The sequence below is a fragment of the Limnohabitans sp. Jir72 genome (assembly GCF_003063575.1).
In the GTDB taxonomy this organism is placed as follows: domain Bacteria; phylum Pseudomonadota; class Gammaproteobacteria; order Burkholderiales; family Burkholderiaceae_C; genus Limnohabitans_A.
On the sequence record NZ_NESC01000005.1, the window covers coordinates 83151 to 96095 of the forward strand.

The 12945-nt window shown below is 58.0% G+C and carries 14 protein-coding genes; 12 read left to right on the forward strand and 2 right to left on the reverse strand.

From position 1 onward, the window contains the following. The first annotated feature begins 134 nt into the window (after positions 1-134). Positions 135-1517 (forward strand): glycosyltransferase family 39 protein, encoded by a 1383-nt coding sequence (locus tag B9Z52_RS08365; protein ID WP_233251909.1) that lies wholly within the window; start codon positions 135-137, stop codon positions 1515-1517. Here B9Z52_RS08365 and B9Z52_RS08370 read toward each other — a convergent pair. Together B9Z52_RS08370 and B9Z52_RS08375 are read right to left on the reverse strand one after the other, a co-directional pair. Continuing rightward, entirely contained in the window at positions 1464-1844 is a 381-nt protein-coding gene (locus tag B9Z52_RS08370; protein WP_233251893.1) for a GtrA family protein, read from the reverse strand. The genes B9Z52_RS08365 and B9Z52_RS08370 overlap by 54 nt on opposite strands. A 10-nt stretch (positions 1845-1854) precedes the next feature. Further along, positions 1855-2829 carry a glycosyltransferase family 2 protein gene (locus tag B9Z52_RS08375; protein WP_108413400.1) on the reverse strand — a complete coding sequence of 325 codons (975 nt, stop codon included), beginning with the start codon at positions 2827-2829 and terminating at the stop codon, positions 1855-1857. 143 nt (positions 2830-2972) lie between these two features. Here B9Z52_RS08375 and B9Z52_RS08380 point away from each other — a divergent pair, with 143 nt between their 5' ends. The 11 genes from B9Z52_RS08380 to B9Z52_RS08430 all read left to right on the forward strand — a co-directional run bounded on the left by B9Z52_RS08380 (position 2973) and on the right by B9Z52_RS08430 (position 12914). Then, a complete protein-coding gene (locus B9Z52_RS08380) occupies positions 2973-4517 on the forward strand; it encodes a glycosyltransferase family 39 protein (RefSeq protein WP_108413401.1) in 1545 nt (514 codons plus the stop codon). An 80-nt stretch (positions 4518-4597) separates the two neighbouring features. Then, positions 4598-5287 carry an FCD domain-containing protein gene (locus B9Z52_RS08385; protein ID WP_108413402.1) on the forward strand — a complete coding sequence of 230 codons (690 nt, stop codon included), beginning with the start codon at positions 4598-4600 and terminating at the stop codon, positions 5285-5287. A 31-nt stretch (positions 5288-5318) separates the two neighbouring features. Beyond that, entirely contained in the window at positions 5319-5858 is a 540-nt protein-coding gene (locus B9Z52_RS08390; RefSeq protein WP_108413403.1) for a VOC family protein, read from the forward strand. Positions 5859-5883: 25 nt separating this feature from the next. Continuing rightward, positions 5884-6750 (forward strand): fumarylacetoacetate hydrolase family protein, encoded by an 867-nt coding sequence (locus tag B9Z52_RS08395; RefSeq protein ID WP_108413404.1) that lies wholly within the window; start codon positions 5884-5886, stop codon positions 6748-6750. A gap of 2 nt (positions 6751-6752) precedes the next feature. Next, complete coding sequence (locus tag B9Z52_RS08400; protein ID WP_108413405.1) at positions 6753-7748, forward strand: zinc-dependent alcohol dehydrogenase family protein; 996 nt, start codon at positions 6753-6755, stop codon at positions 7746-7748. A 59-nt stretch (positions 7749-7807) separates the two neighbouring features. Next, complete coding sequence (locus B9Z52_RS08405) at positions 7808-8776, forward strand: tripartite tricarboxylate transporter substrate binding protein (RefSeq protein WP_108413406.1); 969 nt, start codon at positions 7808-7810, stop codon at positions 8774-8776. A 24-nt stretch (positions 8777-8800) separates the two neighbouring features. After that, the gene (locus B9Z52_RS08410) at positions 8801-9379 is read left to right on the forward strand and encodes an amino acid synthesis family protein (protein WP_108413407.1); all 579 of its coding nucleotides are present in this window, start codon (positions 8801-8803) and stop codon (positions 9377-9379) included. Between the two features lie 117 nt (positions 9380-9496). Continuing rightward, on the forward strand, positions 9497-10474 hold the full coding sequence (locus B9Z52_RS08415) for a fatty acid desaturase family protein (protein ID WP_108413408.1): 978 nt from the start codon (positions 9497-9499) through the stop codon (positions 10472-10474). 14 nt (positions 10475-10488) lie between these two features. Next, positions 10489-11271: an SDR family NAD(P)-dependent oxidoreductase gene (locus B9Z52_RS08420; RefSeq protein ID WP_108413409.1), complete on the forward strand. Its 783-nt coding sequence runs from the start codon at positions 10489-10491 to the stop codon at positions 11269-11271. A 163-nt stretch (positions 11272-11434) separates the two neighbouring features. Beyond that, on the forward strand, positions 11435-12211 hold the full coding sequence (locus B9Z52_RS08425) for an ABC transporter ATP-binding protein (protein WP_108413410.1): 777 nt from the start codon (positions 11435-11437) through the stop codon (positions 12209-12211). Beyond that, the gene (locus B9Z52_RS08430) at positions 12204-12914 is read left to right on the forward strand and encodes an ABC transporter ATP-binding protein (RefSeq protein ID WP_108413411.1); all 711 of its coding nucleotides are present in this window, start codon (positions 12204-12206) and stop codon (positions 12912-12914) included. The genes B9Z52_RS08425 and B9Z52_RS08430 overlap by 8 nt, the downstream gene beginning before the upstream one ends. Positions 12915-12945: the final 31 nt, after the last annotated feature.

Sequence of the window (12945 nt, forward strand, 5' to 3'; positions counted from 1 at the left end):
TGCTGGGACTTTGGGCATTACTGCTGGTGATGGCCTGCACCCGGCCACTGGCATTGCCAGATGAGGGTCGCTATGCAGAAGTTGGCCGCTGGATGCTGATGTCGGGCGATTGGCTCGCACCACGCTTGGATGGCATGCCTTTTTTTCACAAGCCACCGCTGCTGCACTGGCTGCAAGCGAGCTCTTTCGCGGTCTGGGGTGTCCATCCGTGGAGCGCACGTCTGGTCCCTGCACTCCATGCTGGACTGATGTTGCTGGCGGTTTATCTGGCGACACGCGACACCCAAGGTGAAAAGACCGCACAGCGCACCATATGGATTCTGGGCAGCAGCCTGGGGTTTTTGATCGGTGGCCAATACGTCAACCACGACATGCTGGTGGCCAGCTGGGTCAGCATCGCCATTTGGGCTTTTGCTGCCGCTTTTCGACAACACGGCAAGCCTGACGCTCGTCTCGCCTTACTGGGCTTTGCCGCCTGCGCCTTGGGTTTGCTCAGCAAGGGCTTGATTGGTTTGGTTTTACCGGGTCTGGTGCTGTTGACATGGCTGATTTGGACAAACCAAACCCGGCGCTTATGGCAACTCCCATGGATTCGTGGCTTGTTGGTCTTTTGTGCCATAGGCCTGCCTTGGTTCATTGAAGGTCAAAAACACTATCCCGAACTTTTCAACTACTTGATTGTTGGACAGCATTTTTCAAGGTACACGGGGGGCAGTTTCAATAACCAATGGTCATGGTGGTTCTATCCTGTCGTCATCGTTTTACTTCTTTTTCCCTGGAGCATGATTTTGGTGGGCACAGTCGCCCCGCGCAAATGGCTTCACAGTTGGCGACATGAGCGCACCGCTGTCAGTAACCGCTGGAGCAGTCTGCTGTGGATCTGGTTGTTGGTGATCACTGCATTTTTCTCGCTCCCAAAATCGAAGATCGTCGGCTACATCTTCACCGTGCTACCGCCTGTCGCATGCCTGGCGGCCATGACCTGGCAAAGGTGGACTGAAACGGGTCGAGTCAATGCCAGATGGTTTACCGTCTTGCTGCTTGCCAGCCTGGGCCTGTCCATCGGTGCCAATTGGGCTGCAGGTCGCCACAGCCTCAAGCGCTCAAGCCATGATGTCGCACATGTGCTGCAATGCCATCTGGATCCGGCTGAACGTGTGTACGCAGTGGGTGCCTACCCGTATGATTTGCCGTTTTATGCACAGCTGACACAAGCATTGATCGTGCTTGAAGACTGGGATGAAGCCCGTAAATCCAGTGGAGACAATTGGCGACGCGAACTGTTTGAAGCGGGCGATTTCGATCTGAAAGCCGCAAAAAACCTGCAACCCATTTCAGCTTTGCTGGACCCGGCAGAAAACAGCTGGCTGGTGACACCCAACGATTTCGACAGTCAAAGCCTTCCAACTGGCTGGTCAAGGAACTTCAAGGGGCTCGCCTGGACGCTGTGGCAATTCAATCGCTCAGCGGCGAAAGGCCCACCAACGACTCAAGACAAACGTCTGCCCGGCTGCTAAAACCAAGGCGGCGATCAGGGCGGGCCAATCGGCCCAGCGCAAGTTGTGAATCAGTGCCATGAAGCAAAGTTCATTGGTGACAAACCCTGCGATGGCCGTCACCATAAAACGGACCAGGCTTTGCTGAACCGATGTCTGGGCATCCTTGAAACTCAATTGACGGTGACCCACGAAACTCACGCCGAAAGCGACCACAAAACCGCCGAAATTGGCCAACTCAGGCCTGAACACATGTCGCAAGGCCTCAAACACCAACAGGTGGACCAAGGCGGCCACCAGACCTACCGACCCGAACCAGAAACCGGCCAGCCAAGCTGAGATTTTCAAGCGCACCATCTCAATCACGCTCCAGACCGTGGCCAGTGCGTTGTTTAAGTAAATACAAAGGACGCCGTTTGACCTCGTCATAAATACGACCCACATATTCGGACATGATGCCCAGAGCCAACAACTGAATACCACTGAAAAACATGATGCTGACCACCAAGGTGGCATAACCCGGGACCTGAATACCCCGATAGAAATACTCCACAAAGACCCAAGCGATGTAAAGCATGGAGGCCAACGAAAGCAACAAACCCGAGACTGTCAACAACCTCAGCGGGACCGTTGAGAAGGCCAGCATGCCCGTCAAAGCAAGGCGAAAGGCACCAAGCAAGCCAAAATTGCTCACACCTTGTTGTCGGGGCAACGGTTCATAGTCCAAGGCCATGTTCGAAAATCCAACCCAAGCGTAAAGACCTTTCATGAAACGGTTACGTTCGGGCAAAGCCACCAAGGCAGCGACGACTTGTTTGTCCATCAAACGAAAGTCTCCGGCATCGCGCGGAATTTTGACGCGACTGCCCCAGTTGACCAAACGATAAAACCAGCCCGTCAAGGTGGCATGAAGCGATGATTGATCATCGCGCGTGCGGCGTATGGCATACACCACATCCACCCCGTCTTGCCATTTCTGGAGCATGGTTGGCAGTAAGGCGACCGGATGCTGCCCATCCGCATCCATCAAAATGACGACATCACCAGCTGCCGCTTCCAAGCCCGCGGTCATGGCAGCTTCCTTGCCAAAATTGCGTGACAAATCCAAGGCCACAATGCCAGGATATTGAACCGCCAACGCACACGCCACATCAAACGTGTTGTCCCGGCTTCCATCGTTGACCACGATGATCTCGAACTGATCCGTCAAGGTTCCGATCTGCTGCCAGATCGCAGGCAGAACCATCGGCAAATTCAGTGCCTCGTTGTAAGCGGGAATGACGCAAGAAATCCGGGGATTCTGCGGTCGAATACGCAATGTGTCTTTGTGCATTTAATTCTTATAACAAATTTGGTTTCAAAGATTCTCTGGACTTTCAGCTGACCGCGACCTGACCTTGCCCCAAAATTAACCGCAATTAAATGAATACAAATAAAGGATAATTGACCTTTATTGATTAATTTTAAATTCATTGCATGCCCGCGTACAAAACTCTGCTGCTCAAACGCATGCCATTTAAAGACCGCGATGAAAACAACCATTTTTCGCAAACGCGCTTGCTTGAAAGTTCCTGCAGTTTAGCCCTCTTGATGCTGTTGTTCGGACTGGTCTGGGTTGGGCATTTATCGTCCGTTGCGCTCACAGCGCCAATGGACAACATGGAGCAATGGGTTTGGTCTCACTCACTGCAGTGGGGCTACTACAAGCACCCGCCGCTGCCTACGTGGTTGCTGAGCTTGCCACAAATGCTGACCGGCCCGACGACCTTGACCAGCCAAATTCTGGGCAGTCTTTGCACCTTAACTGCTGCAATGATTTTCGCCAGTCTGGTTCGGCAAATATGGGGCGCACACAGCGCCCTTATTGCCGTGTTGGCAGGCTTGTGCATCACGTTCTACAACGGTCGACTCAATTATTACAACCACAATGTGTTGCTCATGCTCTGCGTGAGCCTGAGCGCATATTGCTGGTGGCAGATTGTCACAAGCGGGCGCACACGGTGGTGGGTTTTACTCGGCGTGTCAGCAGGTGCAGGGATGCTCAGCAAATACCAATATTTATTGGTCTGTGCCCCCAGTGCCTACCTGATCTGGCAACTGAAACCCTGGCGCAGCAAGCAACAACTTCAAGGCCTTGGCCTGGCCATCCTGACCGCGACACTTTTGTGTTCACCGCACGTGTGGTGGTTGCTGCACCAAGACATGGCCAATAGCCCCATTCAGTACGCACTCAAAACCTCTCGGCCTGAATTTTTGCAAAGCGCTGCCCCTGTTGCCAACAGACTGCGCAGCGGCATCTGGCTGATGGACCTGTTGTTCAACCGTTGTTTGCCCGCCATTTTGTTTCTGTTCATCGTTAAAGCACTGTACCGCCCCATCAGCGCCGATCAACACACCCACAACACCGCCATTTCTGGCACCCGTTTCTTGCTGGTCTGGGGCATTTTGCCGCCCCTGTGCATCACCTTGTTGGGCTTGTTTCTGGGCATGGATCTGCAGATGCAGTGGGGCACCGCTTTTGCTATATGGACTGTTCCGCCCTTGATGATGTTTTTGAGGCTGCATCAAAAACAAATCCATCCAAAGAGAGCATGGGTGGTGTTGTCTTTTTTTGTCGGGATTCAGAGCTTGCTCATCATTCAATCTTACGAGACTTCAGCCTTTGGATGCTGCGCCCAATCCGCGCCAACTCGCTGGAGATTGTTCGACAGTCCAACAATTGCAAGGGAGCTTGCAGACTCTGTGCGCGACACCACGGAGGGTCGGATCAAGATCATCGTCGGCCCGGCCACCGTAGCCGGGGCTATCGCCATGGCTTTGAAAGAACATCCGAAAGTCTTGATCGATGGCAATTTAACCATCAGCCCATGGGTTCTTGATGAAGAACTTCAAGCACCCGGCGTGATTCAGTTGTGGGCACCGAACAGCGGACCTCACACCCAAACACGACTGCCAAGCGGTTGGGGCTGGAGCCCTTACTTCCCCTCATCGCAGCAGGCGGCTCCACAGCACAGCTCTTAAGAAAACGCTGCCCCCGATGCCGAGACATCAGGGTTTGCGTGAATGCGCACAATTTCTTTTTTATGCACAATTTATAAATCATGCACAATTTAGCATCTACCGCCACCTTGTCCGAGCAAGCCTTCCAGGTCTTGCGCGGCGATGTTTTGTCTGGGCGCCATGCGCCTGAAAGCAAGCTCAAGGTCGATGCTTTGCAGCAGAGGTACGGTTTTTCCAGCAGCCCCTTGCGGGAAGCGCTCAACCGCCTGGTGCAAGAAGGCCTGGTCAAAGCGGACGAGCGCCGGGGCTTTCGGGTCACGCCGATCTCGCCATCCGATTTGGCCGACATCACCAAAATGCGTTTGATGCTGGACATCCCGGCCTTGCAAGAGTCCATCTCTGCGGGCGATGACGCCTGGGAGGCCCAGATCGTGGCCGCCTTCCACCGCCTCGAAAAGATCGAATCGCGTCTGCCCCAAGGCCCCGTGGTGCTGGACGCCGAGTGGAGCCAACGCCACCGGGACTTTCACATGGCCCTGATTGCGGCCTGCCCCTCGGAGCGACAACTGTCGTGGAGCATGAGCCTGTTTGACCAGGCCGAGCGTTATCGGCACTTTGCCGCACGCAACCGGACGGTCTCGAAAAAGAAAGACGACGAACACCGCGCCTTGATGAAGGCGGTGCTTCGGCGTGACGGCAAGACAGCCGCTGCGCTGCTGTCCGAGCACATTCGCAGCACACAAACCAATGTGATGGCGGCCTTTGCGCTGCAACAAAAACAAGGCGCCTGAGCCCTCACCTCACCCTCTGCAGGAGACACCCATGCTGAAAGTCAGTCAACCCACCCCCTCCCATTTCGGCATCTACGTGACCGATGTCGAGAAGATGGTGCATTTCTACAAAACCGTGTTCGGACTGGTCGAGACCGACCGGGGTGTGGGCAAGACATTCAAGGCGCCCTTGGTGTTTTTGAGTGCCAGCCCGCACCAACACCACCAGTTGGTGATCGCAGGGGGTCGCCCCGCTGAGGCCACTTTCAGCACGGTGATGCAAATGTCTTTTGCAGTGCCCTCGATCCAATCCTTGCGCGAGCTGAAAGACAAAGCAGTCGCTCTGGGTGCCAGCCGAGTGCTGCCTTTGAACCACGGCAACGCCTTGTCGGTTTATTTTGCAGACCCAGAGGGCAACACGGTCGAGATTTACATCGACATGCCTTTCTACATTTCGCAGCCGCACGGCGACCCGCTGGATTTGAGCCAAGACGACGACACCATCTTGCGCGAAACCGAAGCCATCTGCAGACAAGATCCGAGCTTCATGCCGATCGAGCAATGGCAAGCGAAATTTGCCAAGGCCCACTGAATCACCATTCCACCAAGGACTTCTTATGAAATTGCTTTCCTTCATCCACCAAGGCCGCGAAACTTGGGGCGCACTCGTCGGCACAGACGCCATCGTTGACCTGGGCAAAGCGCTGCCGCAATACGCCACGCTGACCGACTACATCGCCTCGGGCGCTTACCTGAACGCCAAACAAGATGTGGTCGGCAAAAGCGCCGACGTCAAACTGGCCGACATCACCTTCTTGCCGGTGATTCCCAAGCCCGAAAAAATCGTCTGCGCCGTGCGCAACTACATGGACCACCACCAGGAAGTGCTGGCCGCCGGCATGCACCGCGAGTTGTCCGAAGAGCCGCCCATCTTCTTGCGCGTGTGGCGCTCGCAAGTGGCGCATGGCCAGCCCATCATCTGCCCCAAGGTGTCGGGCTCACTCGACTGGGAAGGCGAGTTGGCCGTGATCATCGGCAAGGAAGGCCGCAACATTGCCGAGGCGGATGCCTTTGACCATGTGGCGGGCTACTCTTGCTACAACGATGGCAGCATCCGCGAGTGGCAATTCCACGCCAAGCAAATCGCCTCGGGCAAAAACTTTGAATCCACCGGCGGCTTTGGCCCCTGGATGGTCACGGCCGACGAAATCGCACCCAACCAGCAACTCCAGCTGGTCACGCGCCTGAACGGGGAAGTGGTGCAGTCGAGCCACACCGGCCACATGATTTTCTCGATCGCCAAGCTCATCAGCTACGCCTCGACCATCTTCACGCTGGTGCCCGGCGATGTGATCGCCACCGGCACGCCTGCGGGTGTGGGCTGGAGCCGCAAGCCCGCCTGGTTCATGAAGCCCGGCGATGTGTGCGAGGTCGAGATCGAGGGCATCGGCACCTTGGTCAACCCGATCGCAGCCCAAGCCTGAACATGAAAGCCATCCAAGTCCAGGTGCCCGGCGGGCCAGAAAGCTTGCTGCTGGTGGATCTGCCCGATCCGCTGCCTGGCCCTGGACAGGTGCGCGTGAAAGCCCATGCCATTGGGGTGGGCCGCCCGGATGTGTTGATTCGCCAAGGCACCTACAAATGGATGCCGCCGCTGCCCGCCATCCCTGGTGCGGAGATGGCCGGCGTGGTCGACGCCATCGGCGAAGGCGTGACGCAGTGGCAACTGGGTGACCGCGTGCTGGTCAGCGCACGTGAACTGACGCAGCGCGGCGGCTGCTACGCCGAGGCCATTGTGGTGCCGCAAGACGCGCCTTACCGCTTGCCCCCGACTGTGGCCTTTGAAGACGCGGTCAGCCTGCCCAACTTGCAACTGGCCTTGGCGCTCATGCGCGTGGCCGGGCCCAGCCATCGCCCACAGCCACATGTGCTGATCACGGGAGCATCGGGCGGCGTGGCGGGCATGCTGTGTCAGGTCGCCAAGCACCGGGGTTTTGCCACCATTGGCACCAGCCGAACCCCGGACAAAAGCCAAGGCGCACTCGGCCAGGGGTTTGACCATGTGGTCTGCACCGGGCAAGACGATCTGAAGGCGCGCATTCAGACCATCACGCAAGGCCGCGGCGTGGACCTGGTGTTCGACCATCTGGGCGGGCAAAGCCTGATCGATGGTTTGCACAGTCTGGCACCGCTGGGCATGGTGGTGTCCTACAACATTGTCCAGGGCATGCCCACACAAGACGTGTTTCAGGTGCTTCGCCACTTTTTGGGCAAGAGCCTGGCCGTGCGGTGTTTTTCGATGCACACCTTTGACGAAGACCCGCAGGCCAGACGCGCGCTGATGCACGAGGCCATTGAGCTGATGGCCAAGGGCCAGGTCAAGGCACCCGAACACCGGATTTTCAAACTCAGCGAGGTTCGTCAAACGCATGAGTTGCTCGATCAGGGCATGGTCAGCGGCAAGCTGGTGATGCAACCGTGAAGTTCGCGCATGCAAGCGTCCAAAGAGAGGCTGCATGGTTTATCCATCAGGAGACAAAAATGCTTCGTCGAAATTTACTGATCGCTTTGGGCGTCAGCTCGCTGGCTTTGCCTTTTCAGGCGGTCGCTCAAACTTACCCGGAACGCCCCATCAAGGTGCTCCAAGGATTCGCGCCGGGCGGCAATGCCGATGCGATTGCACGTGCCGTTGGCCTGGAAATGAGCAAGGGCCTGGCCCAGCCCATGGTGGTCGAGGCACAGGCCGGGGCCGGTGGCACGATTGCGGCCACCACCGTGTCCAAGGCCAAACCCGATGGCTACACCTTGCTCTTGGCCACGGGTGGGCATGCGGTGGCGGGGGCGCTGTACAACAACCTGGCCTACCGCACGGTGCAAGACTTCGAGATGGTCAGCACCATCACGTATTTCCCCTTCCTGATCGTGGTGCCGACCAACAGCAAGTTCGCCAATTTGTCGGCCTTGTTGGCCACGGCCAAAGCCAACCCCGAGCAAATCACCTATGGCACGGCAGGCATCGGCTCCACCCACCACTTGGCGGGCGAGCTGTTGGCCAGCATGTCCAAAACGCAATTGCTGCACGTGCCCTACAAAGGCGATTCGGGCTCCCTGACGGCTTTGTTGGCCGGTGACATCCCGATGATCATTGCGCCACCGACTGCGGTGATGGCCAACATCAAAGCAGGCAAATTGCGCGCCATCGCCACCACAGGGCCACAGCGCTGGCCGGGTCTGCCCGATGTGCCCACGGTGGCCGAGCAAGGCGTGGCCGCATATGACGTGCGCTCATGGGCTGGCCTGATGGCACCTGCAGGCACACCCCGCCCTGTGATCGATCGCCTCAATGCCGAGCTGCAAAAAGCGCTGGTGGTGCCTGCTGTGAAAACGCGCCTGGAAGACATGGGCGGCGAGGTGCGGGGCAGCACCCCTGAAGACATGAAGACCATGGTGGCCAACCAGACCCAGAAATGGATCCAGGTCGTCAACGAAGCCAAAATTCCCAAACAATAAATCCCTCTGAAACAAGGACCCCGCATGTCATTGATTGAAATTCGCAAACGCAGCCTGACGATCGAAACCACTTACCACGAGGGTGGCCCGGTCACGGACACACCGCTGAAACTGGCCGCCGCGTGTGCGGTCATCAAGAACCCTTATGCCGGGCGTTACGAGCCTGACCTCATGCCCTTCATGGCGGAGCTGCGGTCTTTGGGCACCTTGCTGGCCCAAGAGCTGGTGGACACGCTGGGCAAAGACAACATCGAGGTCTACAGCAAAGCGGCCATCGTGGGCGTCAATGGCGAGATGGAGCACGGCGCTGTGTGGCACGAGGCAGGCGGCTGGGCCATGCGCACGGTGCTGGGCGAGCCCAAAGCCATGGTGCCTGCCAGCAAGGCGGTGGCGCACACCGGTTATCGCCTGATGGTGCCGCTGCATTACATCCATGCCAGTTATGTGCGCAGCCACTTCAACAGCATGGAAGTGGGCATTCAGGATGCGCCTCGCCCCAACGAAATCTTGTTTGCCTTGGTCATGGGCACAGGGGGCCGCGTTCATTCTCGACTGGGTGGCTTGACCAAGGACAAGGTATCGGTCCACGACGGCCAGCGCTGAGCGCCAGGCAGGAGGTCAAAGCGTTTTGCCAGGCCTCTGACCACAGGTCACTTCAGTGACTGATCAGGCAAAGGATTCATCTCAAGATGGTTCCTTTGCTTTTTTTCATTGCCAAACATGGTCACAGACGCACAACCGGTGCTCAGTCCCGAACAAGACGCCTACCTGCGCAGCCGATCCGACGGCATAGGCGCTTATCTGGTGCTGCATGCTTGGGGGGTGATCGCACTGGCCATGGCGTTTTTCATCGCCTGGCCCAACCCCTTGAGCTTCATCGTGGCCGTGGTCGTCATTGGTGGGCGGCAACTGGGCCTGGCCATCTTGATGCACGATGCGGCGCACCGTGCCCTGTTCAAGACCACTTGGCTCAATGACACGCTGGGCGCGTTCTTGTGCGGCTGGCCCGTGGGCGCGAGCCTCACGCTGTACCGGCCCTACCACCTGAGCCACCACCGTCACACACAGCAAAAGGACGACCCCGACCTGATCCTGTCGGCACCTTTTCCGATCAGCAAAAGCAGTTTCTGGCGCAAGATGCGGCGCGACATTCTGGGCATCACCGGTTACCAGCGGCGCATAGAATTTTTCCGCATGGAGATGGGCGATGAGCCCAGCCGCATGAAGCGCTGGCTGAACCTTTGGCGTGCCGAAAAGTATTTCGCCTTGAGCAACTTGGCCATCTTTGCCGTCTGCGCCGCTGCCGGCGTGTGGTGGGCTTACTTTGCGCTGTGGCTCTTGCCTTTGCTGACTTGGTACCAAGTCATCAGCCGCATCCGCAACATCGCCGAACACGCGGTGGTAGGCAACAACGATGACCGCTTGCGCAACACCCGTACCACACTGACCAACTGGGGCATGCGCATGGTGCTGGCCCCCTACTGGGTCAACTACCACCTGGAACACCACCTGTTTGTTTTCACGCCTTGCTGGAAGTTGCCCGCTGCCCACCGCATGCTGATCGCGCAAGGCTTTGGCCCGCGCATGGAGTTGACACCCGGTTACCGGCAAGTGCTGCGCAAGGCGATCTCCAACCCGCACGACGACCCTGAGCACGGCACACCGGCCGATCAGCGCAAACGCGCAGCCCTCATTTGAAGCAAGGAACCCTCATGGCACATCGACTCGACCAACAAGTGGCCATCATCACCGGGGCCAGCCGCGGTATCGGCCGCGCCATCGCTGAGGCCTATGCCGCCGAGGGCGCCAGCCTGTGTCTGGTGGCCACCGACGGAGCCCGCCTGAATGAAGTCAAAGACGCACTGGGCTTGCCTGCCGAGCGAATCATGACCGTAGGCCTGAACGTGACCGACCGCGATGCCTGCTTTGCCGCGGTGGAACAAGTCGAACAGCGCTTTGGCCGCGTGGACATACTCGTCAACAACGCCGGGGTGTACCGCGCCAAGCCTTTCATGGACTATGTGCCGCAGGACTTTCAGGACATGCTCGATGTGAACCTGTTCGGCGTGCTGCACTTCACGCAGGCCTGCTTGCCGGGCATGCAAGCTCGCCAGCACGGCCGCATCGTCAACATGGCGTCCACCGCAGGCAAATGGGGCTCACGCAATCAGAGTGCTTACAACGTGAGCAAGCACGCCGTGGTGGGCCTCACGCGTTGCCTGGCGCTCGAAGCCAGCCCTTACAAGGTGACCGTGAATGCGATTTGCCCCGGCTTCATCCAGACCGACATGGTCGAAGAGCTCAAGGCGCAAGTGGCCAAAAGCTCGGGCATCAGCGGCGAGGACATGGTCAAAGCCGCCTTGACCCGTGTGCCGCTGGGCCGTGTGCTCGACCCGGACGAGATCGCCAGTCTGGCCGTTTACCTGGGCTCGGCCGAGTCCCGAGGCATGACCGGGCAGTCCATTCACCTGGATGGCGGCATGGTCTTGAGTTGAGGTTTTTTCAATAGCTTTGTGAATCGGGGTCGACGCTCAGACGCGTGAGAGACATGCGTTCGGGATAACCACTACGGCAGACGTGCCGTGATGAACCCAGAATGAGACAAGCCATGCAGATGTTATGAAGCATGGCTGTTAACAGGAACCTTGTTCACAAGTCATGTCCAAAGATTTCATTCTCGAAACCCGCGAGCTCGTCAAAGAGTTCAAAGGCTTTGTCGCCGTCAACGGCGTCAATCTGGGGGTCCAGCGCGGGCAGATCCACGCCCTGATCGGCCCCAATGGCGCAGGCAAAACCACGGTCTTCAACCTGCTGACCAAGTTCCTGATCCCCACACGTGGGCAGATTTTGTTCAACGGCCAGGACATCACCGCTGAGAAGCCTGCCCAGGTGGCACGGCGTGGTTTGGTGCGCTCGTTCCAGATTTCGGCCACTTTCCCTAACCTCACGGTGATGGAAAACGTGCGCATCGCCTTGCAACGCAACACCGGCATGTCCATGCATTTCTGGCGCTCCGAGCGCGTGCTCGACCAGCTCAACGACAAAGCCATGGCCTTGCTCGACGAAGTCGATTTGGGCAGCATGGCCGACCTGACGGCGGTGGAGCTGCCTTATGGCCGTAAACGCGCCCTGGAGATTGCCACCACGCTGGCCATGAACCCCGAGCTGATGCTGCTGGACGAGCCCACCCAGGGCATGGGCCACGAAGACGTGGACCGCGTGACGCAGCTGATCAAAAAGGTCGGTGCCAACCGCACCATCTTGATGGTGGAGCACAACATGAACGTGGTCTCCAGCATTGCCGACACCATCAGTGTGCTGCAACGCGGCCAAGTCATCGCAGAAGGACCTTACGAAGTGGTGTCTCAAAACCCCCAAGTGCTGGAAGCCTACATGGGCACAGTCGCAACCGAGTTGGAGGGGGCCCATGGCTGATTCCGACGAATTCCTGCGCATCAGCAACCTGCACGCTTGGTACGGCGAGTCGCACATCCTGCACGGCGTGGACCTCACGGTTCACAAAGGCGAAGTGGTCACGCTGCTGGGCCGCAACGGCGCGGGCCGCACCACCACGGTCAAGTCCATCGTGGGCTTGGTGGGCAAGCGCACCGGCTCGATCACGATCAACGGCCGCGAGTCGATCGACATGGCACCGCACAACATCGCCAAACTGGGCATTGGCTACTGCCCTGAGGAGCGCGGCATTTTTGCCTCGCTCAGCTGCGAAGAAAACCTGCTGCTGCCCCCCGTGATTGCTGGCGGCGGCATGCCCATCAACGAGATTTACGAGATGTTCCCCAACCTGCTGGAGCGCAAGAACAGCCCCGGCACACGTTTGTCAGGTGGTGAGCAGCAGATGCTGGCCGTGGGCCGCATCCTGCGCACGGGTGCCAAGCTTTTGCTGCTCGATGAAATCTCTGAAGGTCTGGCCCCAGTGATCGTGCAGGCGCTGGCCCGCATGATCCTCTCGCTCAAGGCCAAGGGTTTCACCATCATCATGGTCGAACAAAACTTCCGCTTTGCTGCGCCATTGGCCGACCGCTTCTACGTGATGGAACACGGTCGCATCATCGAAGGCTTTGCAGCCAGCGAGCTGCAGGCCAAGATGCCGATGCTGCATGAATACCTCGGCGTCTGATTCATTTTTTTACCCATCCCACAGGAGAGAT

Coding starts and splice junctions, on each gene's coding strand:
- B9Z52_RS08415 (WP_108413408.1), top strand. CDS start 9,497: ATGGTCACAGACGCACAACCGGTGCTCAGTCCCGAACAAGACGCCTAC.
- B9Z52_RS08420 (WP_108413409.1), top strand. CDS start 10,489: ATGGCACATCGACTCGACCAACAAGTGGCCATCATCACCGGGGCCAGC.
- B9Z52_RS08385 (WP_108413402.1), top strand. CDS start 4,598: ATGCACAATTTAGCATCTACCGCCACCTTGTCCGAGCAAGCCTTCCAG.
- B9Z52_RS08425 (WP_108413410.1), top strand. CDS start 11,435: ATGTCCAAAGATTTCATTCTCGAAACCCGCGAGCTCGTCAAAGAGTTC.
- B9Z52_RS08410 (WP_108413407.1), top strand. CDS start 8,801: ATGTCATTGATTGAAATTCGCAAACGCAGCCTGACGATCGAAACCACT.
- B9Z52_RS08430 (WP_108413411.1), top strand. CDS start 12,204: ATGGCTGATTCCGACGAATTCCTGCGCATCAGCAACCTGCACGCTTGG.
- B9Z52_RS08390 (WP_108413403.1), top strand. CDS start 5,319: ATGCTGAAAGTCAGTCAACCCACCCCCTCCCATTTCGGCATCTACGTG.
- B9Z52_RS08380 (WP_108413401.1), top strand. CDS start 2,973: ATGCCCGCGTACAAAACTCTGCTGCTCAAACGCATGCCATTTAAAGAC.
- B9Z52_RS08405 (WP_108413406.1), top strand. CDS start 7,808: ATGCTTCGTCGAAATTTACTGATCGCTTTGGGCGTCAGCTCGCTGGCT.
- B9Z52_RS08400 (WP_108413405.1), top strand. CDS start 6,753: ATGAAAGCCATCCAAGTCCAGGTGCCCGGCGGGCCAGAAAGCTTGCTG.
- B9Z52_RS08365 (WP_233251909.1), top strand. CDS start 135: ATGCCTTTTTTTCACAAGCCACCGCTGCTGCACTGGCTGCAAGCGAGC.
- B9Z52_RS08395 (WP_108413404.1), top strand. CDS start 5,884: ATGAAATTGCTTTCCTTCATCCACCAAGGCCGCGAAACTTGGGGCGCA.
- B9Z52_RS08375 (WP_108413400.1), bottom strand. CDS start 2,829: ATGCACAAAGACACATTGCGTATTCGACCGCAGAATCCCCGGATTTCT.